The organism is Streptococcus lutetiensis, assembly GCF_900475675.1.
GTDB lineage: Bacteria > Bacillota > Bacilli > Lactobacillales > Streptococcaceae > Streptococcus > Streptococcus lutetiensis.
Map to the genome: position 1 here is coordinate 1,736,354 of NZ_LS483403.1, position 20,158 is coordinate 1,756,511.

Genomic DNA, 20,158 nt, shown 5'->3' on the forward strand with positions numbered 1-20,158 from the left:
ATGGATATACCAACATAATCAAATGTTTTATTAATGAATCATTCAATTATCGGAATGGTCTGATAATAATAACTATATATTTAGAGTATTTACAAAACTGTTCAAAAAACTATAAGAATCATAACATAAAACACTTGTAAGTCTATGCAATCATTTGCAAAAGCGATTGATGATTTTTATTCTATTTTTTTGTAAACGAAAACATTTTAATTGACTTATCATTTTGATTAACTTATACTGTTAATAACAGGTATATACTAACATTAATCTTATGATTGTTAAGATTAATATAAAAAATGTTTTAGCTAAAATGTAACTCTTTAGATTGTTTGGTTTCTCAAACAATCTAACTTTCCTCAACTTAGAAAGGGGGACATTATGCTTTGGTCTATTATCGTAGGAGGCTTTATCGGTCTTATTACAGGTGGTATCACTAAAAAGGGAGGCTCCATGGGAATAATCGCTAATATCTTTGCAGGTTTAGTCGGTTCATTTGTTGGACAATCACTTTTCGGTGCATGGGGACCTAGTCTAGCTGGAATGGCATTAATTCCATCAATCTTAGGAGCAGTCATTGTTGTTGCAGTAGTATCATTTTTCCTAGGGAAAAAAGAATGAACTTGAATCTTTTTGACAGGAATAGATTAAAGTTCAAATTCTGTTGATGAAAGGATTCGATATGTCAAAAACCAAAAAAATACTTTACCTTATTTTATGTATTTTAATCTTGACAATTTTGATTCCTATTTTGCTAGATTATCATAAAGTCAGTGGCTTAGGACTTCATTTAGTTGATTGGAAACAAATTTCCTTTTTAGACTTTTATCTTTCAAGATATGTTTTCTGGGGTACTTTAGTACTTTCAGCTGTAGTGTTGTTTCTAATGCTTGTTACACTCTTTTATCCTAAACAATATTTAGAGATTCAATTACCTGATGTTGATGGTGAACTCAAATTAAAAAATTCAGCTATTGAAGGATTTGTGCGTTGTGTGGTTGCTAATCACAATTTTATAAAGGATCCTACTATTAAGGTAAACAGTCGTAAGAATAAATGTTTAGTTCACGTAGAAGGACAAATGCTTGCATCGGACAACATTATTAAACGAACTCAAATAATTAAAGATGAGATTGCTAATGGATTGACACAGTTTTTTGGAATGAATCATCATGTAAAACTGTATATTTCTGTAAAAGAATACAAGCCAAAACCACCACGTAAAAAAACTGTTAGTCGTGTAAAGTAAGGAAGTAAAAAATGGAATGGTTAAAAAAATACCGATATCCATTTCTTTCCGGATTGGCAGGTGTTATCTTAGCTTGCTTCATCCTATCCTATGGTTTTTTTAAGACTTTATTTGTCTTGATTTGCGCCACTCTAGGAGTTGGAATTGGATATTATATTCAACAAAAACAATTATTTAAATAGTAAAGGAGATTCATATGTCAAAAGTAGAAAAAAAAGTAGAAGAAATAAAAGGTGAATTGACCTACGAAGATAAAGTCATTCAAAAAATTATTGGCCTTTCTTTAGAAAATGTTCCAGGTTTGCTGGCTATTGATGGAGGCTTTTTCTCAAACCTAAGTGAAAAACTTGTCAATACTGATAACGTTGCAAGTGGAGTCAATGTGGAAGTCGGTAAAGAGCAAGTTGCTGTTGATTTGAACGTAATTGTTGAATATCAAAAGAATGTTCCTGAACTATACAAGAAAATCAAAGAGGTTGTTGTTTCAGAAATTTCTAAGATGACTGATTTGGAAGTAGTTGAAGTTAATGTAGATGTTGTTGATATCAAGACTAAAGAGCAACATGAAGCAGACTCAGTAAGCCTACAAGACCGAGTAACTGGCGTTGTTGAATCAACAAGTGAATTTACTTCTGATAAGTTTGAAAGCGCAAAACAGGGATTGAGTGATGGCTTCTCAGCTGCAAAGGAAAAAGTTAGTGAAGGTGTTGGAACTGTCTCTGAAGCGACAGCTAAAGCAGAACCAAGAGTTCACTAAATTCTTTTATACCTAAAAATTTAAATGAATTGTTTAAAAACGTTCATTTTCAATAATCTGATTTTCCAATGGAGGATAACACTATGTCAGTAGAAGAAAAATTTAATCAAGCTAAAGGTACTATTAAAGAAGGTGTCGGAAAAGTAACTGATGATAAAAAAACTGAAAAAGAAGGAGCTGCTGAAAAAGTAGTTTCAAAAGTTAAAGAAGTTGCCGAAGATGCCAAAGAGGCTGTTGAAGGGGGTATTGAAGGCGTTAAAAATATGGTTAAAAAGGACGATAAATAATTCTAAAATCGATTGATTTTTCAATTAAAACATGGAAATTACTCTACAAGAAATTTAAGGTTGTTTTACTCCTAACTACTCACTTTTAAAACAACACCAAAAACTATGACAAATCCCTAACATTACAATATTATTCAGATGAAAAATCAGCTTTCTTTAGTTTAATTTGAGATGTACTAACCCCCAAAAGTTGGACACTTAATTATGATAAGGATTTAGTTCTGTATTGCACAGGACTGAGTCCTTTTAATTTTGTCTTGATACGTTTATTGTTGTAATAAAAAATATAATCCGTAATGGCTTGTTCTAGCTTATCAAGCGACTTAAAAGTCTTTTCATAACCGTAAAACATCTCAGACTTTAAGATGCCAAAGAAGGACTCCATCATGTCATTATCTGGACTATTTCCCTTGCGTGACATAGATGGACGAATCCCTTTGGATGCCAAGAAATCATGATAAGACTGGTGTTGATATTGCCACCCTTGGTCGCTGTGAAGAATAGTTCCTTGGTAAGAGGTAGCCGGAAATGCTCTTTTAAGCATGGTTTGAACCTGTTTTAAATCAGGTGAGCGTGACAAGGTGAATTCAATAATCTCACTATTGTATCCATCAAGAACAGGGGATAAATAGAGTTTCTCTCTAATATTTGGTAAAGCGAATTCAGTGACATCTGTATAACACTTCTCATAAGGCTTAGCCCCTTCAAACTGACGTTGAATTAGATTATCAGCTTTCTTCACAATCTCTCCCTTGTAAGACGAGTATTTACGCTTACAACGAGTACGAGCAGCGAGTCCCATGAGTTTCATTAACCGTTGAACCTTCTTATGATTGATAACAAATCCTCGGTTTCTTAGTTCTAAATGAATACGACGGTATCCATAATTGCCTTTATGGTCATCGTAAATAGTTTGAATCATCTCTTTGACCTTCTTATCTTTCTTAGCTCTATTAAACCGTTTCAACTGATAATAATAAGTAGAACGAGCTAGCTTAGCGGTTTTTAGTAAGAGGTCTAATCGAAATCCTCCTGAGACCAGTTCTCTAACTGTTTCCGCCTTTTGCGCTGTAAGGCTTCGTCCCTCAAGCGCAATTCCCTCAACTTTTTTAGATAAGCTACCTCGGTACGCAGACGCTCATTCTCTTCCAGAATATGCTCTAGCTCAGTCATTTCTTTACAAGTTTTCTTTGGTTTACGTCCCATCTTACTCGGTCTCCCTCGTTGTTTCTCAACAATAGTATACCCGTTTTTCTTGTATTGTGCTATCCAATTGGTGAGTAGGGATTGTTGGGGAAGAGCATAATCCAGTGATACGGTGAGCTGAGATTGACCTTTAATAAGAACTTTATTAATGGTTTCCTACTTTAATTTAGAGGGATAATACTTATTTTTCCCTTTTTTAACAACCTCAATACCATGTTTATTCATAAGCCGTACCATGTACTTAAGATTGGATAGACATACACCGTACTTTCGACTAATATAAGGCCAAGAAAAACCAGCTTGTCTTAACTGATATATTTCTAGTTTATCTTCATAACTTAATTTCATACAAAAACACCCCAATTGTTAGATTTTTTTCTGTCTAACTTTTGGGGTGCAGGTCACAATACGGTACCTTTTATTTTATTAAAATAAAAATGTTAACAAAGCTAAAATAGCTAGGCCACCTTGCTTAAGTATGATTTTTTTATCAGCCGTCAAGCTACCATAAATTGCTGCCAAAATAACGTTCAAAAGAAAAATAACCACAATACTAATATTTTCTGTAAAGATACCGTAAAGTAAAAATACCGCAATCAAGCCATTGTAAACACCTTGATTTTTAAATAAATTACTTACAGACTCACGTTCTAACTCTTCTTGCGGTAGTCCAAAAACACGCGCTGTCGCAGGTGATTGTGTTGTAACTGTTTCTAAATACATAATATAAAAATGTTCCAAAGCAACCAATAATGACAAAATAATAGTAATAAGTGACATCGTTTCCTCAATCTAAATAGCAAATTAATTATTTATATCGCTGTAAATATATTGTAAAGAAAGGCTGTCTTAATCAGCATTCTCTAGTTAACTCTTTAAGTGTATAAAAGTTTCCTTCGTTTTTCAAATAATCTGATTGTAAAAACTGAGAACATCGTTTACAGCAAAAAAAGATTGAAGAAATTGTCCAAAATGAACGTTTTCCTCAATCTAGTAATCTTAATTTCCTGTTTTTGGTTGTCTGTAAATGATAAGCCCAAATACCATGAAAACAACAAGGAATGCTGAAAGAACACCGACTTGTGTACCAATTGAACCTGTCATCGAAATGGTTTGACGTAAACCTGTTACAATGTAAGTCATTGGCATATATGGGTGAACAACTTGGAAGAACTTAGGACTAAGCTCGATTGGATATGAACCACCTGCAGAACCGACTTGAAGTAATAACATAACAAGCGAAAGGAATGAACCGTAACGATTATCCCAACCAACTAGAGCCGTTACAAGAGCCATTAATGTCCAACCACCTAAGATGATAAGGAAGATTGTTCTCCATTCATAGTTGGCCTCAAATCCAAGGAATTGAATAGCACCATACAATACTAACGAACCAACAGTTGAAATCAATCCATTAATAAAGAGTTTTTGTTTGGCCCATTCAAAACGATTTTTCACTGGGCGTCCTGACAATGAGCTGGCAAAGATAACGTTCGTTGAAAGGGCAACTACCATAAGTGATACCGCAATCATGTAAGGTGCCATACCAATACCATTTACTTTCACGCTATCATTGTCTGTTTCTTTTGTTGATATAGGATTGGAAACCAACTTGGCGTTCTTATTTGTTACAGAAACAAGTGATAATTGCTTACTTGCATCTGTAAGTGAAGAGGACAATGTTGAAAGACCGCTTGTCAAGGTTGTCAAGCCACTCGTCAACGTGCCACTGCCAGCAGCTAACTGACTTGAACCAGAAGCTAATGCTTTTGCACCAGATTGCAATTGAGAAGCGCCACTTGTTAGCTGAGTATTATTAGCAACCAATTGGTTAGCACCAGAAGCGATTTGCGAGACAGCGTTTGTATAGGTTGTTGCCCCTGTCAACAATTCATTTGCACCACTACTTAATTTTGTGTTAAGTGTTGAGATTCCTGAAGCAATTTGACTACTTCCAGGGACAAGTTGTGTTGTAGTAGCCGTATTAACCTGATTTAAACCAGTAGATAATGTTGTCAAAGCCTTAACAGAACCAGGCAAAGCTACATTTGACTGATTGGCAATTTGAGAAACTGCCGTCTGTAACTCAGTTACCTTACTTGATAAAGGTAATAACGCTGTTAAAGAAGCCTTCATTGTTTGAACATCTGTTAAAATTTGCTGTGCTTGTTGACTAACACTATTTCCTGAAGTATTCAATGCATTGACTAACTGAGCTCGTTGTTCTGGATCTAAACTTTGATAAGCAGTAGTTGCTTGAATAGCAGTCAATCTGGCTGAACTGTCCTTTTCTTCTGCCTCCAAAATTCCCTGAGCTTGTGAAGCAATATCACTTAAAACAGTCGAAATTTGTGTGATATCAACATTAGTAGAAATCTCAGAAACTGAAGCATTTAATTGTTGAATTCCAGCATTTAATTGAGGTAAACCTGAAATTAATGACTGAATATTTTCAGTTTCTTCTGCCGAAAGTGTTGTAGAGGTTGCCAGTTGCTGTAAACCATCTGTTAAACTATTAGCCCCATCAACTAGTCGTTGTACTTGTGTAGAACTTTCTTTTAGCTGAGCGATACCACTGATAAGAGCCACGGAGTTACTATTTAATTCATTTGCACCACTCGCCAAAGTTGATACACCATTTGTATAAGTTGTCAAGCCGCTTGAAAGTGTTGCTGTTCCGTCTGCTAAAGTTTGGCTGCCTGATGCTGCTGTGTTGAGATTATCTGTAATGGTTTGACTACCAGATTCAAGCTGTTGGCTTCCTGAGAGCAATTCATTGCCACCGTCACTTGCTTCTTGTAAACCATCTTGTAAACCAGACATGCTCTTGAATACAGCTTTTGTATAAGTTTCTGTGATATTTTCAGAAACAGTATCTTTAAGCTTGGTCATCGCAGATTCACTCATTTTAGAAGCGACAAAGCTACGTCCAGCTGTTGTTTGATACTTAATGTTTAATTTCTTCGGATTATCCGTTAATAAGCTAGAGGCTTTCTCTGACAAATCTTCTGGTAATGTGATAACCATGTAGTAGTCGCCATCCTTTAAACCTTTATCAGCTTTTTTCTGGCTGACAAAGTGATAATCAAGGGCTTTATTTATAGACATGCTGTCTACCATGTCGTCACCGATTGTTAATTTCTTGTCATTAAGCGTTGCTGTCTTGTCCTTATTTACAACTGCCACTGGTAAGTTATCTAAACTACCGTAAGGGTCCCACATAGAGCCTAAAAATGACAAGTTATAAAGAGCTGGAACAAGCGCAACCCCAATCATTGTTACCCAAAGTTTGGGACTTTTAATAAGTGCTTTAAATTCTTCTAACATATTTTCTCCTAATTTAGACACACTGTTCAAAAATTATGATAAAATATATTATACAAGGATATGAAATAATTTCAAGACAAAAGAAGGAGATTTTGGACATTCTGTCTAAAAGTGTTCAAAAGAGATTGTTTATGGCACATGACAACCGCAAAGCAAATACTAAGAGGGCTATTCAAGAAGCTATGGTTAGCCTCTTAAAAACAGAAAGTTTTGATGATATTACAACGATTAAGTTAGCTAAAGAAGCAGGTATTAGCCGCTCTAGCTTCTACACTCATTACAAGGATAAGTTTGAGTTGATTGATTCTTGCCAACAAATGCTCTTTAATCAGGTTGAATACATTTTTGAAAAACACGAAAGCAATAAAGCTCAAGCCTTTTTGAAAATTTTTGAATTTCTAAAACGTGAGCAGCTCTTATCTGCCTTGATTTCAGCTAACGGAACTCGTGAATTCCAAGCTTTTATCATTAATAAAGTACGTATTTTCATTAATACTGATTTACAAGACCGTTTTGGCCGTGAAGAATTGAGTCCTGTTGAAAGAGAGTACAGCAGTATTTACTTCGCCTATGCCTTTTTCGGCCTTTGCCAATCTTGGATTGCTAAAGGTAAAAAAGAATCACCACGCCAAATGACTAACCTCATTCTAAAACTTTTGCCGCTTTAACAAAAACCACCATAAATGTACTGACCCCCAAAAGTTGGACAATTAATTATTGAAAGGATTTAGTTCTGTATCGCACAGGGCTAAGTCCTTTTAGTTTAACTTTAACGAGGTAAGGCTAAAATCTTTAGTAACATCGCTAGAGAAAATTTCTCACTCAACTCTTGGATGAGTCGTGTTGCTTTTCGCGCTCTGCCTCTTCCCTCAAGCGGTAATCTCTCAACTTTTTTATCACGGCATTCTCCGCTCTAAGGTATTTCACTTCTTTTTGAAGTCGCTCTAGCTCTGACATTTCCTCTGAAGTCTTTTTCGGCTGACGTCCCATCTTACTTGGTCTCCCTCTTGTTTTCTCAACAATAGTATACCCATTTTTCTTGTATTGTGCTAGACAATTGGAAAGTGTTCCTATGTTAGGAAGGGCATATTCAAGAGAGACTAATATTTGAGAGCGACCTTCAAAAAGGACTTGATTGATAATTTCTTGCTTTAGTTCAGGGCAATAGTACCTATTTTTGCTTTTTTAACAATCTCTACGCCATATCGTTCCATAAGCTTAACCATGTAACGTAGATTTCTAGGATTAACATCATAGGTTTGACCCAGCTGAGGTCAAGACACACCTTGTTTTCTGAGTTTATAGATTCCTAGTTTATCTTCATAAGTTAATTTCATACAAAAAGCACCTCAATCGTTAGATTTTGTGTCTAACTTTTGGGGTGCGGTTCAAAAAAGGAGGCTTTTTTATATTCAATAAAAAAACAAAAAAACCACGGAAAAACCGTGGTTTTAAATACTTCAATAAACAGTGAATTAAAGCATTTTGTTGTAGTATTCAACGATAAGAGCTTCGTTGATTTCTGGGTTGATTTCGTCGCGTTCTGGAAGACGAGTCAATGAACCTTCAAGTTTTTCAGCGTCGAATGATACGAATGCTGGACGTCCAAGAGTAGCTTCAACAGCTTCAAGGATAGCAGGTACTTTAGCTGATTTTTCGCGAACTGAGATAACTTGACCTGGAGTTACGCGGTATGAAGGGATATCAACACGTTTACCGTCAACAAGGATGTGACCGTGGTTAACGAATTGACGAGCTTGACGACGAGTAGTTGCAAGACCTAGACGGTAAACAACGTTGTCAAGACGACGTTCCAAAAGAACCATAAAGTTGAAACCAAGAGTTCCACCTTTAACTTTAGTAGCTTGTACGAACAAGTTACGGAATTGTTTTTCACCTACACCGTAAGTGAAACGAAGTTTTTGTTTTTCAGCCAACTGCAAACCGTATTCAGAAAGTTTGCTACGGTTGTTAGGACCGTGTTGACCTGGCACGTAGTTACGACGTGCTAATTCTTTACCTGTACCTGTAAGAGACAAGCCAAGGCGACGTGATTGTTTCCATGATGGACCAGTATAACGTGACATTTAAAATGTCCTCCTATAAAATAAAAATTTTGTAGGAAATAACAATTTAGAGAATCCTGATTCGTGCAGTTGACTTTCATCTAAACAGCCAAGATTACTTTTCCGACTTCTAGAAGCTTTTCCATAAAAAGAAAAACTGTAGAAGAGTCAACTGTTGACGAGCTTCATACTCTCCCGCTATTATTTCACACGGAACTTAGTTTAACATAAAAAAAAGGCTCTGTAAAGCCTTTTGTATGCTAATTCTAAGATTAATTTAATCAAAATAACGAATCAATGTTTTTTCAGTTAAAATATCTGAATATGTATATGATTCAACGTAAGAATTATTGATAGCACCTGGAACATCAGAATTTTCATTGTATTCAACGATAAATAATGATGGGTACACTTCAGTTAAACGACCGATTTTATTTTTTTCACGTTTACGGCCATTTTCTAGTGTCAATTCAACCAATTGACCTTCGTGTGCTTTAATATCCTCTTTAATTTTCTTCATTTTAGCAACATCTGCAAATGCATCGCTCATATTTTACTGTACTCCTTAATTTTATTAATGCTCTTCAAACTGCGCAATACTAGAAAATTTATTGTATTCCTTCTGGAAAATGAGTTTTACTGTCCCACGCGCACCAGAACGGTTTTTTTCCAAGATAACTTCAATGGTATTATCTTCAATAGCCTCATCGCTCTCTTCACCCTCACGGCGATAGTAATCATCACGATACAAGAAGGCTACAATATCGGCATCTTGTTCGATAGATCCTGATTCACGAATATCAGACAATACAGGACGCTTATCTTGACGCTGTTCAACACCACGAGATAACTGACTCAATGCGATAACTGGTACTTTCAATTCTTTCGCCAAGATTTTCAATTGACGTGAAATATCAGAAACCTCTTGTTGACGGTTCTCAGGACGTGTCCCTGTAATCAACTGAAGATAGTCAATCACAATCAAACCAAGGCCACCTTCAACCTCTTGTGACAACTTGCGGGCACGTGCTCGAATTTCAGTAATCTTGATACCAGGCGTATCGTCAATATAGATTGGTGCATCAGCCAAAGCTCCCTGAGCAATGGTAATGTTATTCCACTCTTGATCGGTTAGCTGACCAGTTCTAAGGTTGTGAGAATCAACCATCCCTTCAGCAGCCAACATACGGTCAACCAAACTTTCAGCACCCATTTCCAGAGAGAAGATAGCTACAGGTCTATTTTGCTTAGTCCCAACATTTTGAGCAATATTCAAAGCAAAGGCTGTTTTCCCGACGGCTGGGCGGGCAGCTAGAATAACTAACTGATCTGGGTGTAAACCTGTCGTAATCTTATCCAAATCACGGAACCCTGTTGGTAAACCAGTAACATCGCTCGTTTGACGTGAACGAATTTCCAAGTTCTCATAGTTAACTTTCAAGACATCCGAAATCTTACGGAAACCACTACGGTTGCTGTGCTCATTAATTTCAATAAGTGCTTTTTCAGCCCCAGCAATGACATCTTCTGAATCGGTTGCCCCTTCATAAGCAAGGTTTACAGTCTCTGTCAATCTAGAGATGATGTTACGCAACATTGCTTTTTCAGCAACAATCTTAGCATAATATTCAGCATTGGCACTTGTCGGTACACTGTTGACCAATTCAACAATATAAGACAAACCACCAATATTTTGTAGATCTCCTTGGTCATCAAGAATCGTTCTTACAGTCGTTGCATCAATAGCCTCATTACGATCACTCAAAGTAATCATAGCTTTAAAAATAACGCGATGCGAGTATTTGTAAAAGTCATCTGGGCTAACAAATTCACGAACAGTAATGAGTTTATCTGGCGAGATAAAAATAGAACCTAAGACAGATTGCTCTGCTAATAAATCCTGTGGCTGAACTCTCAATTCCGGCTCTTCTGTCAATCTTTTCACCTCCCCTAATAAGCTCAAATATTATTATGCTTCTTTAATATTTAATTTGATTTCAGCAGTAACTTCTTTATGTAATTTCACAGGTACTTCAACAGAACCAATTGCACGAATTGGATGATCCAAATTAATCGCGCGTTTGTTGATTTTTAGACCAAATTGTTTTGATAATTCTTCAACAATTTTCTTAGCAGTAATTGAACCGAATGTACGTCCATCAGGTCCAACTTTTTCAGTAAACTTAACAATAGTTTCTTCTTTTTCAAGCTCAGCTTTAAGAGCTTTAGCTTCAGCCAAGACTTCAGCTTGAGCTTTTTCTTCTGATTTTTGTTTACCTTTTAGTTCACCAATTGCTTGGTTAGTAGCTTCTTTAGCAAGATTTTTCTTAATCAAAAAGTTTTGAGCATATCCTGTTGGAACTTCTTTGATTTCGCCTTTTTTACCTTTTCCTTTAACATCTGCTAGAAAAATTACTTTCATCTCTCTGCCTCCATATTTTCTCTTAAATCATTTTCAATCACATCAAGTAAAGCACTCTCTGCTTGGCTCACTGACATATTTTCCAACTGACATGCAGCTAGGGTAAAGTGACCACCACCACCGAGTTCTTCCATCATGCGCTGAACATTAATCTTACTACGGCTACGTGCTGAAATAGCAACTTTATTTGGAGCAACTTGCACTAAAACAAATGTTGCTTCAATACCAGCTAAAGATAGCATGGTATCAGCCGCCTTACTAGCAACCACTTTACTATAATTGACACCATCACGCCCGCTAGCAATGATAATGTTATCGTAAATTTTTCGGCCTCTAAGGATTAATTCATTAACCAATCGATATTCCTCAAAATCCGTTTGAGAAATATTTTGAATTTCAATACTATCACTTCCGTGAGCTCGAAGATAACTTGCAACATCAAATGTTCGACTTGTAACGCTAGCTGAGAAATTCTTCGTATCAAGCATAATACCTGCCATCAAGACACTCGCTTGAATTTTACTCAAACGCTTCTTAGCATTCTGGAATTGAATCAATTCTGTAACTAACTCACTAGCACTGCTTGCTCCACTTTCAATGAAAGTGAGAACAGCATTTTCTGGAAAGTTTTCATCACGACGATGATGGTCTACAACAATCACATCTGTAAACTTATTGTAAAGTTTTTCCGATAAGGTCAAATCAATCTTAGAATGATCGACCATAATTAACAATGAGCGCTCTGTCATCATTGACATCGCCTGCTTAATAGTAATAAGTCGTGTCCTAGCATCTTCTTGCAATCTTTTAACAGCACGCGTAATATCAGGACTCATCTCATCTGGATTGTATACAACATAAGATTCTTTGTTGATATTACTTGCGAAAAATTGCATACCTACAGCTGAACCAAGAGCATCCATATCTATGTTGCGATGACCTACAACGAAGACACGGTCAACCCCTTTGATATGGTCTGAGATAGCTGTCATCATGGCACGCGTACGCGTACGTGTACGCTTGACGGTAGATACTGAGCCACCACCAAAATACAATGGTTTCTTATGCTCGTCGTTTTCACAAATAACAACCTGATCACCACCACGAACAAGTGCCGTATTCAAATTCTGCAAAGCAACTTGTCCAATTTGTTGATAATTATTATCACCATAAGAAACGCCCATACTAAGCGTTAATGGCAAATTATGTTCTTCTTTAGCTTGTTTTCGAAAAGCTTCCAGAACATCAAATTTATCGTCAATCAAACTACTCAACACAGCATAATCTGTGAAAAAGTAGAAACGGTCCATGTCGACACGACGATAAAAAATATTTTTTGACTTTGTAAAATTCGAAATAAAGTTGGCGATGAAGCTATTGATTTGTGAAATCTCAGCATCTGACAAATCATCTGTTACATCATCATAGTTGTCGATGGAAATAATCCCAATAACTGGACGCAAAAAGGCTGCATCCCCCAACTGACGATTTCCCATAGATGTATCAAAGAAATAGAAAATCCCTGTTGAAGAATCGATGTAAGATGAGTACTTATTGCCATTTAACTCAAATGTCTGAGTGGCATCCCCTTCTCGCTTAGCCCCAATAATTCTACGAATGACGTCATCCTCAAACTCTCCTTCTTCACTAGTAAAAATGAGCTCTGCATATGGATTAAACCATTCTACCTCATTTGTTTCTTGATCAAACTGAACAACACCAACTGGCATTTGCTCTAGAAGATGTTTTAAACCGACTTCTGTTTGGTTGTTTAATAATTCAATTTGTTCAAGTTCCGATAGCTCGTAATTTTCTTTTTGGTAGTAAAGCAAAGCTACAAGTAAAGAAAGCGCTAAAAAGATTGCAGCTAAAATAGCTGACTCCGTCTGAAAAAGTCTGACACAGATAGCCAAAATGCCAAATAAAATAAGGCCAATCATGACTAAGTGGATAGTTGCAAATCGAAATCTTTTCATTGGTTAACCTCTTAGCTTACAATTATACCATAAAATAGGCTTAATTTATAGTAGGAAAGCAGAAAAGCAACCCCAGTCAATAAGGGCTGCTTTCTTGTTTTAATGATGCTTAATCTTCTTGATTGCGATGGTGTTTTTGTTTACCTTCCAAGTAAACCATCAAGATAGAAATATCAGCTGGGTTAACCCCTGAAATACGGCTTGCTTGTCCGATAGTTTCAGGATTAATTTTCTTGAATTTTTGACGCGCTTCTGTCGCGATAGAATCGATATCATCCCAATCAATATTAGCAGGGATACGTTTTTCTTCCATGCGTTTCATCTTAGCCACTTGATCAAGCGCTTTGTTGATGTATCCTTCGTATTTGATTTCAGTTTCCAAAAGTTCAATTACTTTGCTATCTAGTTTTTCTTCCGCAGGACCGACAAAACTTGTTGCAATTTCATAATTGATTTCTGGACGACGCATGAATTCTTTAGCTGTCAAGGCATCTGTCAATGGTTTGAAACCAAGTGCTTCAATACGCGCATTAGTCTCCTTGATAGGCTTGATTTTAAGGTTTGACAGTCTTGTCAACTCGTTGTCAAATTGACGTTTACGGCTCAAGTAACGTTCATAGCGTTCTTCATCGACCAAACCAACACGGTGACCAATTTCAGTCAAACGCATATCGGCATTATCATGACGCAAAATCAAACGATATTCTGCACGACTTGTCAACAAACGATAAGGTTCCAAAGTTCCTTTTGTTACCAAGTCATCAATCATAACACCAATATAAGCATCACTACGTTTTAGAATCATTTCTGGTTTACCTTGAACTTTAAGAGCGGCATTAATACCAGCAACAATCCCTTGTCCTGCAGCTTCTTCATAACCTGAAGTACCATTGGTTTGACCTGCGGTAAAGAGTCCAGAAATTTTCTTAGTTTCAAGTGTTGCACGCAATTGGTGTGGCAAAACGATATCATACTCAATCGCATAACCTGTACGCATCATTTCAGCATTTTCAAGTCCTTTAATTGAGTGAACCAATTCTTTTTGAACATCCTCAGGAAGACTTGTTGACAATCCTTGAATGTAAACTTCTTCAGTTTCACGTCCTTCTGGTTCTAGGAAAAGTTGGTGACGTTCTTTGTCCGCAAATCGAACAATTTTATCCTCGATAGATGGGCAGTAACGAGGACCTACCCCTTTAACAATTCCTGAGAACATTGGGGCACGATAAAGGTTTTTATTGATAATATCGTGGCTTGTTTGGTTAGTATATGTCAACCAGCAAGGAATTTGATCTTTGAGATAATCTTCATCATTTGACATGAATGAGAAATGATTTGGTTTTTCGTCACCTGGTTGAATTTCTGTTTCGTCATAATTGATAGAACTTGCTTTAACCCGTGGTGGTGTTCCTGTTTTGAAACGACCAATTTCAAGACCAAGCTCTTTCAAGTTATCAGCAAGTCCGATAGAAGCCAAGCTGTTATTAGGACCAGATGAATATTTGAGTTCTCCTAAAATGATTTCTCCACGAAGAGCTGTACCTGTAGTGATAACAACTGCTTTGGCTGAAAATTTCTGGTTAGTAGCTGTACGAACACCAACAACTTTTCCATCTTCAACTAAAACTTCTTCAATCATTGATTGACGTAAAGTCAAGTTTTCTTGTTGTTCAACAGTATACTTCATTGTACGTGAATAACGGGCCTTATCAGCTTGAGCACGAAGAGCACGCACAGCTGGACCTTTACCAGTATTAAGCATTTTCATTTGGATATAGGTCTTGTCAATGTTTTTACCCATTTCTCCACCAAGGGCATCGATTTCACGAACAACAATCCCTTTAGCAGAACCTCCGATTGCAGGGTTACATGGCATAAAGGATAACATTTCCAAGTTGATTGTAGCGAGCATTGTTTTACAACCCATACGAGCTGCAGCCAAACTAGCTTCGACACCAGCATGCCCTGCACCAACAACAATTACATCATAATTTTCAGCAAATTCATGTGTCATGATTTTAATTACAATATCAAGTAAGCCTTAGCCAACTTTTAATCAAACAAAATGGTCAAAAAATTAGCTAACCTACTTAAAGCATTCCTTTCCAAATATAAAATGATTTCTAAAACACAAAAATGATCAAAGCTTTGAAAATGTAAACCAAAAAGGCCTACAATTCCCATGAGCTTTGACCATCATCGTCATTGTTATGATTATTGTATCAAATTGAGTTAAAAAGTCAATTTAATTGCTGATAATTTTTCAAGCAATATTGACCAAATTAAACAACAATTGTCAACCTTTCTTTACAGAATTGTCAATTAGATGTATTGGCAAGCAACGCCATTTTTATAAGCCATATCGATGATTCCACCACCTAGGCATTCTTCACCGTCGTAGAATACAACAGCTTGACCTGGTGTGATAGCACGTTGTGGTTCATCAAAGACAACTTCTGCTTTGTCACCTTTAACATGAACAGTAACTTTTGAATCAGGTTGGCGATAACGGAATTTTGCAGTAACTTCCATTGTAAATTCTTCAGGCATATCACGTGTAAAGTGAATACTTGAAGCGTCAAGGCTAGTTGACATTAATGATTCATGGTAGAAGCCTTGTCCAACGTAAAGAATATTTTTTGAAAGGTCTTTTCCGACAACAAACCAAGGAGCATTGTCGCCACCTTGTTGACCACCAATACCAAGACCTCCACGTTGACCGATTGTGTAATACATCAAGCCAGCATGTTCTCCCATATCACGGCCATCAACAGTCATCATGTGACCTTTTTGAGCTGGTAAATATTGACTAAGGAATTGTTTAAAGTTCTTTTCACCAATAAAGCAAATTCCTGTTGAATCTTTTTTCTTAGCTGTTGCAAGTCCCGCGCGTTCAGCAATTTTACGCACTTCTGGTTTTTCCAAGTGACCAAGTGGGAACATTACTTTTTGCAATTGTTCTTGTGACAATTGACTTAAGAAATAAGTTTGGTCTTTGTTATTATCTGCACCACGAAGCATGTGAACTGTACCATCTTCATCGCGAGAGACTTGTGCGTAGTGCCCAGTTGCCACATAATCGGCACCAAGTGTCATAGCGTAGTCAAGGAAGGCTTTAAATTTGATTTCCTTATTACACATTACATCTGGATTGGGCGTACGTCCTGCACGGTATTCCGCAAGGAAGTATTCGAAGACACGATCCCAGTACTCTTTTTCAAAGTTAACAGAGTAATACGGAATACCGATTTGGTCAGCAACAGCTGCTACGTCTTTGTAATCTTCGGCTGCTGTACACACACCGAATTCATCTGTGTCATCCCAGTTTTTCATGAAAACACCAATAACGTCGTAACCTTGTTCTTTCAAAAGAAGAGCAGTTACAGACGAATCAACGCCTCCACTCATACCAACAACAACACGTGTTTTTGAATTATCTGTCATGATAATCCTCCCATCAAGATATTTTTTTCGAACATAGGCTTGAAGGGCCCAGTTTTTCAAAAATCGATTTGAAGGTCGATTTTGAGCGCAGAAATCCACGCGAAGACTATTATAACATGAATTTCCACTTATGTGAGGCATTTAGACTTATTTTTAAATCTTTTTCTCATTTTCTATAAAAGTAAGCGATTTATTATCGTTTACCCAATTCCTTTCCTTTGTTATAATAAGTAAGCATAGATTCTAGAAGGAGTAGATATGAAAAATCTAAAATTCCAATCCGTCTTTGATATTATCGGACCTGTTATGATTGGCCCATCAAGCAGCCACACTGCTGGTGCTGTTCGTATTGGAAAAATTGTTAACTCTATTTTCGGAGAAATTCCTGATTCCGTAACATTTCATTTATATAATTCATTTGCTAAAACTTACCGTGGACACGGAACTGATAAAGCACTCGTTGCTGGTATCCTAGGAATGGATACTGACAATCCAGATATTAAAAATTCATTAGAAATTGCTCACCAAAAAGGGGTACGCATTTATTGGGATATTTTAAAGGACAGTAATGCCCCTCACCCAAATACTGCTAAGATTACCGTTGAAAAAGGTGATAAAAACATGAGTATCACAGGTGTATCAATTGGTGGAGGAAATATTGAAGTTACTGAACTTAATGGATTCTCTGTTTCTCTTAAAATGAATACCCCTACTCTCATTATCGTTCACCAAGATATTCCTGGTATGATTGCAAAAGTAACAGATATTCTTTCTGAACACAATATCAACATTGCTCAAATGAATGTGACCCGCGAACGCGCTGGTGAAAAAGCCATTATGATTATCGAAGTTGACTCACGTGATTGTCATAAAGCTGTGGAACAAATCCAGCACATTCCGCACCTACACAATGTCAATTTCTTTGACTAGAAAGGAAAAGAATGTTTTATTCTATTAAAGAATTAGTTGAACAAGCCGATAAAGACTTTAACGGCAATATTGCTGAGCTAATGATTTCCACAGAAACAGAATTAAGCGGACGTAGCCGTGATGAAATTATTCATATCATGAAGAAAAATCTTCAAGTTATGAAAAATTCTGTCACTGATGGACTCACTCCTAGTAAATCCATTAGTGGGCTGACAGGCGGAGACGCTGTCAAGATGGATGCCTACTTGAAATCAGGTAAAACCTTGTCTGATACAACCGTTTTAACAGCTGTCCGAAACGCAATTGCTGTCAACGAACTAAACGCCAAAATGGGGCTTGTCTGTGCCACTCCAACAGCAGGCTCTGCTGGATGCCTACCTGCTGTCTTAACAACGGCTATTGATAAATTAAACCTCTCTGAAGAAGAGCAATTAGAATTCTTATTCACTGCTGGTGCCTTTGGGCTGGTTATCGGAAATAACGCTTCTATTTCTGGTGCTGAGGGTGGCTGTCAAGCCGAAGTCGGTTCTGCTTCAGCCATGAGCGCAGCTGCTCTTGTCAAAGCTGCTGGAGGATCTGCTTACCAAGCTAGTCAAGCTGTAGCCTTTGTTATCAAAAATATGCTAGGTTTAATCTGTGACCCTGTCGCTGGCCTTGTCGAGGTTCCTTGTGTTAAGCGTAATGCACTTGGATCTAGTTTTGCCTTAGTTGCTGCTGACATGGCCCTGGCTGGCATTGAATCACAGATTCCCGTTGACGAAGTTGTTGATGCCATGTACCAAGTAGGCTCTAGCTTACCAACAGCCTTTCGAGAAACTGCTGAAGGTGGCTTAGCTGCTACACCTACTGGTCGTCGCTTACAAGCTAAAATCTTTGGCGAATAGACGCTAGTATTCGAATACTATTTATTTGGTCCCTTGCTAATTGACGGATTTGTCAATCATTATTGACAAAATTTACAGGAGAGTAAACATGAAATCTATCTTATTTGACCTTGATGGAACACTAGTAAATTCAAGCCCTGGTATTAAAGCAGCATTTAATTATGCTTTCGAAAAGTTACAACTACCTTTACAAACTGACAAACAGTTGTCAACATTTATCGGACCTCCTCTAGAAGTCACTTTTGGTCATTATTTTGAGCAATCCGATGAGGTTAACCATGCTATCAAAACTTTTAGAGATTACTATGGTGAAAAAGGAGTCCACCAAGTCTCTCTTTACACTGGTATTGCAGAAGCTCTACAAGAATTAAATGACTTAAATTACTCACTATTTGTTACCACAAGTAAGCACCAACCTATGGCTAACTTGATGTTAACAGAGCTTGGTATTATTTCACACTTTAAAAAAGTCTATGGGTCTACTCCCGAGTACTTCCATAAAGCTGATGTGATTAAGGCCTGTCTAACTGAACAAGGCATTCAAGCGCATGAAGCTGTTATCATTGGTGATACGAAGTTCGACATGATTGGTGGGCAAAAAACAGGAGTTCGCAGACTTGGGGTAACCTGGGGATTTGGTAGCTTAGAAAGCTTACAAGAACATGGGGCAGAAAGCATCTGTCACCATCCATATGATATTAAAAAAGCACTATCATCTTTATAGGGTGATTAGTGCTTTTTCTTCTATTAAATTAGTATCCCCAAGCTGATAGTCCTTGAGTATTGTAAACTTTAATTGCTGTTGCAATTTGATCTTGAACTGTTGCAGTTGATCCCCAACCTGGCATAGTCTGGAATAAACCAGATGCTCCTGAAGCATTGGCAACCGTTGGATCTCCATTAGATTCACGTGCAATGATAGCTTCCCAAGTTGATTGTGGAACACCTGTTGCGGCAGCCATTTGGGCAGCGGCATCTAAACCAACAGCACCTGCTGTATTACCATTTAAAGCTATTGAAGGTGCCGCTTGGGCTGTCGTTGAAGATGGTGTAGTCGCAGCAGCTACAGTCGTTGTATTATCAGTAGCTGGACCAACCTCAGCATAACTTGCTTCTGATTCTTGAACCTCTTCGGTAGAAGAGGCCTCAACTTCTTCAGTTTCTTCTGATGAGCTACTGCTTGATTCTTCTGAGTCTGCTGTAGTTGAACTGATACTTGTTGATGACACATCAGAGCTTTCAGAACTTGTTGATACAGCTTTCGCAGCTCCGGCTTCTGAGCGAGTTGTAATAGTTTCTGCGAACGCTTCTATTTTTGGAATAAGGACAACAACCATCGCTACAACTAAAATAGCTCCAAGGATGCTGACAATAATATTTCTAATTTTTCTATGTTTTGCTTTAGTAATTCTACTATACATGTTAAATAAATATATACCTCTCTAGAACTCCTGTTTCCTATCATATAATTTATTTATTACTCGCAGATTGAAAATATGTTAAAAATATTACAGAGATATTGAGATTAACCTCGTTTTTACTATGAAAACGCTAAAATTCAAGCTTTTGTAGGCATAAAAAAAGCTTGAAGATAAATTCTTCAAGCTTATCTA

19 protein-coding genes and 2 pseudogenes are annotated in these 20,158 nt (G+C 37.1%); 9 read left to right on the forward strand and 12 right to left on the reverse strand.

Going from position 1 to position 20,158, the window contains the following annotated elements:
- The first annotated feature begins 378 nt into the window (after nucleotides 1–378).
- The 5 genes from DQN23_RS08725 (at nucleotide 379) to DQN23_RS08745 (ending at nucleotide 2,290) form a co-directional block, all read left to right on the forward strand.
- Nucleotides 379–618, forward strand: coding sequence for a GlsB/YeaQ/YmgE family stress response membrane protein (locus tag DQN23_RS08725; RefSeq protein ID WP_020917618.1), 240 nt, complete (start codon nucleotides 379–381; stop codon nucleotides 616–618).
- A gap of 61 nt (nucleotides 619–679) precedes the next feature.
- Nucleotides 680–1,246: an alkaline shock response membrane anchor protein AmaP gene (gene amaP, locus DQN23_RS08730; protein WP_111713097.1), complete on the forward strand. Its 567-nt coding sequence runs from the start codon at nucleotides 680–682 to the stop codon at nucleotides 1,244–1,246.
- Nucleotides 1,247–1,257: 11 nt separating this feature from the next.
- Nucleotides 1,258–1,428 (forward strand): DUF2273 domain-containing protein, encoded by a 171-nt coding sequence (locus DQN23_RS08735; protein ID WP_020917620.1) that lies wholly within the window; start codon nucleotides 1,258–1,260, stop codon nucleotides 1,426–1,428.
- A 14-nt stretch (nucleotides 1,429–1,442) separates the two neighbouring features.
- On the forward strand, nucleotides 1,443–2,003 hold the full coding sequence (locus DQN23_RS08740) for an Asp23/Gls24 family envelope stress response protein (protein WP_020917621.1): 561 nt from the start codon (nucleotides 1,443–1,445) through the stop codon (nucleotides 2,001–2,003).
- 83 nt (nucleotides 2,004–2,086) lie between these two features.
- Complete coding sequence (locus tag DQN23_RS08745; RefSeq protein WP_020917622.1) at nucleotides 2,087–2,290, forward strand: CsbD family protein; 204 nt, start codon at nucleotides 2,087–2,089, stop codon at nucleotides 2,288–2,290.
- Nucleotides 2,291–2,492: 202 nt separating this feature from the next.
- On the opposite strand, the pseudogene DQN23_RS08750 reads toward DQN23_RS08745, so the two are convergent.
- The 3 genes and pseudogenes from DQN23_RS08750 to DQN23_RS08760 all read right to left on the reverse strand — a co-directional run bounded on the left by DQN23_RS08750 (nucleotide 2,493) and on the right by DQN23_RS08760 (nucleotide 6,823).
- Nucleotides 2,493–3,844, reverse strand: a pseudogene (locus tag DQN23_RS08750) (IS3 family transposase).
- Between the two features lie 78 nt (nucleotides 3,845–3,922).
- Complete coding sequence (locus DQN23_RS08755; protein ID WP_111713053.1) at nucleotides 3,923–4,276, reverse strand: DUF1304 domain-containing protein; 354 nt, start codon at nucleotides 4,274–4,276, stop codon at nucleotides 3,923–3,925.
- A 219-nt stretch (nucleotides 4,277–4,495) separates the two neighbouring features.
- Complete coding sequence (locus DQN23_RS08760) at nucleotides 4,496–6,823, reverse strand: YhgE/Pip domain-containing protein (RefSeq protein ID WP_111713054.1); 2,328 nt, start codon at nucleotides 6,821–6,823, stop codon at nucleotides 4,496–4,498.
- Nucleotides 6,824–6,954: 131 nt separating this feature from the next.
- On the opposite strand from DQN23_RS08760, the gene DQN23_RS08765 reads away from it, so the two are divergent.
- Nucleotides 6,955–7,491, forward strand: a complete 537-nt coding sequence (locus tag DQN23_RS08765) for a TetR/AcrR family transcriptional regulator (protein ID WP_171009913.1) — start codon at nucleotides 6,955–6,957, stop codon at nucleotides 7,489–7,491.
- 104 nt (nucleotides 7,492–7,595) lie between these two features.
- Here the strand turns inward: DQN23_RS08765 and DQN23_RS09505 are convergent.
- From DQN23_RS09505 to mnmA, 8 genes and pseudogenes are all read right to left on the reverse strand, one after another.
- A pseudogene (locus DQN23_RS09505) lies at nucleotides 7,596–8,160 on the reverse strand (IS3 family transposase); the annotation flags it as partial.
- Nucleotides 8,161–8,298: 138 nt separating this feature from the next.
- A complete protein-coding gene (gene rpsD / locus DQN23_RS08775; protein ID WP_004233633.1) occupies nucleotides 8,299–8,910 on the reverse strand; it encodes a 30S ribosomal protein S4 in 612 nt (203 codons plus the stop codon).
- Between the two features lie 256 nt (nucleotides 8,911–9,166).
- Nucleotides 9,167–9,439 (reverse strand): Veg family protein, encoded by a 273-nt coding sequence (locus DQN23_RS08780; RefSeq protein ID WP_004233634.1) that lies wholly within the window; start codon nucleotides 9,437–9,439, stop codon nucleotides 9,167–9,169.
- Between the two features lie 24 nt (nucleotides 9,440–9,463).
- Complete coding sequence (gene dnaB / locus DQN23_RS08785; RefSeq protein ID WP_111713055.1) at nucleotides 9,464–10,825, reverse strand: replicative DNA helicase; 1,362 nt, start codon at nucleotides 10,823–10,825, stop codon at nucleotides 9,464–9,466.
- A gap of 33 nt (nucleotides 10,826–10,858) precedes the next feature.
- Nucleotides 10,859–11,311, reverse strand: coding sequence for a 50S ribosomal protein L9 (gene rplI / locus DQN23_RS08790; protein WP_058814338.1), 453 nt, complete (start codon nucleotides 11,309–11,311; stop codon nucleotides 10,859–10,861).
- Complete coding sequence (locus tag DQN23_RS08795; RefSeq protein WP_058832890.1) at nucleotides 11,308–13,287, reverse strand: DHH family phosphoesterase; 1,980 nt, start codon at nucleotides 13,285–13,287, stop codon at nucleotides 11,308–11,310. Before DQN23_RS08795 ends, rplI begins: the two co-directional genes overlap by 4 nt.
- 109 nt (nucleotides 13,288–13,396) lie before the next feature.
- The gene (gene mnmG, locus DQN23_RS08800) at nucleotides 13,397–15,301 is read right to left on the reverse strand and encodes a tRNA uridine-5-carboxymethylaminomethyl(34) synthesis enzyme MnmG (RefSeq protein ID WP_058832891.1); all 1,905 of its coding nucleotides are present in this window, start codon (nucleotides 15,299–15,301) and stop codon (nucleotides 13,397–13,399) included.
- A gap of 308 nt (nucleotides 15,302–15,609) precedes the next feature.
- Nucleotides 15,610–16,731, reverse strand: coding sequence for a tRNA 2-thiouridine(34) synthase MnmA (gene mnmA / locus DQN23_RS08805; protein ID WP_111713056.1), 1,122 nt, complete (start codon nucleotides 16,729–16,731; stop codon nucleotides 15,610–15,612).
- Nucleotides 16,732–16,989: 258 nt separating this feature from the next.
- Here mnmA and sdaAB point away from each other — a divergent pair, with 258 nt between their 5' ends.
- From sdaAB to DQN23_RS08820, 3 genes are all read left to right on the forward strand, one after another.
- Nucleotides 16,990–17,661 carry an L-serine ammonia-lyase, iron-sulfur-dependent subunit beta gene (sdaAB, locus tag DQN23_RS08810; RefSeq protein WP_039696101.1) on the forward strand — a complete coding sequence of 224 codons (672 nt, stop codon included), beginning with the start codon at nucleotides 16,990–16,992 and terminating at the stop codon, nucleotides 17,659–17,661.
- 11 nt (nucleotides 17,662–17,672) lie between these two features.
- Nucleotides 17,673–18,545, forward strand: coding sequence for an L-serine ammonia-lyase, iron-sulfur-dependent, subunit alpha (gene sdaAA / locus DQN23_RS08815; RefSeq protein WP_020917633.1), 873 nt, complete (start codon nucleotides 17,673–17,675; stop codon nucleotides 18,543–18,545).
- Nucleotides 18,546–18,633: 88 nt separating this feature from the next.
- A complete protein-coding gene (locus tag DQN23_RS08820) occupies nucleotides 18,634–19,269 on the forward strand; it encodes an HAD hydrolase-like protein (protein WP_020917634.1) in 636 nt (211 codons plus the stop codon).
- Nucleotides 19,270–19,297: 28 nt separating this feature from the next.
- Here DQN23_RS08820 and DQN23_RS08825 read toward each other — a convergent pair whose 3' ends face one another.
- Complete coding sequence (locus tag DQN23_RS08825; protein WP_111713057.1) at nucleotides 19,298–19,966, reverse strand: transglycosylase SLT domain-containing protein; 669 nt, start codon at nucleotides 19,964–19,966, stop codon at nucleotides 19,298–19,300.
- Nucleotides 19,967–20,158 lie beyond the last annotated feature (192 nt).

Bases quoted from the DNA above. Each gene is read 5' to 3' on its own strand.
- DQN23_RS08725 (WP_020917618.1), top strand. From the start codon at position 379: ATGCTTTGGTCTATTATCGTAGGAGGCTTTATCGGTCTTATTACAGGT.
- amaP (WP_111713097.1), top strand. From the start codon at position 680: ATGTCAAAAACCAAAAAAATACTTTACCTTATTTTATGTATTTTAATC.
- DQN23_RS08735 (WP_020917620.1), top strand. From the start codon at position 1,258: ATGGAATGGTTAAAAAAATACCGATATCCATTTCTTTCCGGATTGGCA.
- DQN23_RS08740 (WP_020917621.1), top strand. From the start codon at position 1,443: ATGTCAAAAGTAGAAAAAAAAGTAGAAGAAATAAAAGGTGAATTGACC.
- DQN23_RS08745 (WP_020917622.1), top strand. From the start codon at position 2,087: ATGTCAGTAGAAGAAAAATTTAATCAAGCTAAAGGTACTATTAAAGAA.
- DQN23_RS08755 (WP_111713053.1), bottom strand. From the start codon at position 4,276: ATGTCACTTATTACTATTATTTTGTCATTATTGGTTGCTTTGGAACAT.
- DQN23_RS08760 (WP_111713054.1), bottom strand. From the start codon at position 6,823: ATGTTAGAAGAATTTAAAGCACTTATTAAAAGTCCCAAACTTTGGGTA.
- DQN23_RS08765 (WP_171009913.1), top strand. From the start codon at position 6,955: ATGGCACATGACAACCGCAAAGCAAATACTAAGAGGGCTATTCAAGAA.
- rpsD (WP_004233633.1), bottom strand. From the start codon at position 8,910: ATGTCACGTTATACTGGTCCATCATGGAAACAATCACGTCGCCTTGGC.
- DQN23_RS08780 (WP_004233634.1), bottom strand. From the start codon at position 9,439: ATGAGCGATGCATTTGCAGATGTTGCTAAAATGAAGAAAATTAAAGAG.
- rplI (WP_058814338.1), bottom strand. From the start codon at position 11,311: ATGAAAGTAATTTTTCTAGCAGATGTTAAAGGAAAAGGTAAAAAAGGC.
- DQN23_RS08795 (WP_058832890.1), bottom strand. From the start codon at position 13,287: ATGAAAAGATTTCGATTTGCAACTATCCACTTAGTCATGATTGGCCTT.
- mnmG (WP_058832891.1), bottom strand. From the start codon at position 15,301: ATGACACATGAATTTGCTGAAAATTATGATGTAATTGTTGTTGGTGCA.
- mnmA (WP_111713056.1), bottom strand. From the start codon at position 16,731: ATGACAGATAATTCAAAAACACGTGTTGTTGTTGGTATGAGTGGAGGC.
- sdaAB (WP_039696101.1), top strand. From the start codon at position 16,990: ATGAAAAATCTAAAATTCCAATCCGTCTTTGATATTATCGGACCTGTT.
- sdaAA (WP_020917633.1), top strand. From the start codon at position 17,673: ATGTTTTATTCTATTAAAGAATTAGTTGAACAAGCCGATAAAGACTTT.
- DQN23_RS08820 (WP_020917634.1), top strand. From the start codon at position 18,634: ATGAAATCTATCTTATTTGACCTTGATGGAACACTAGTAAATTCAAGC.
- DQN23_RS08825 (WP_111713057.1), bottom strand. From the start codon at position 19,966: ATGTATAGTAGAATTACTAAAGCAAAACATAGAAAAATTAGAAATATT.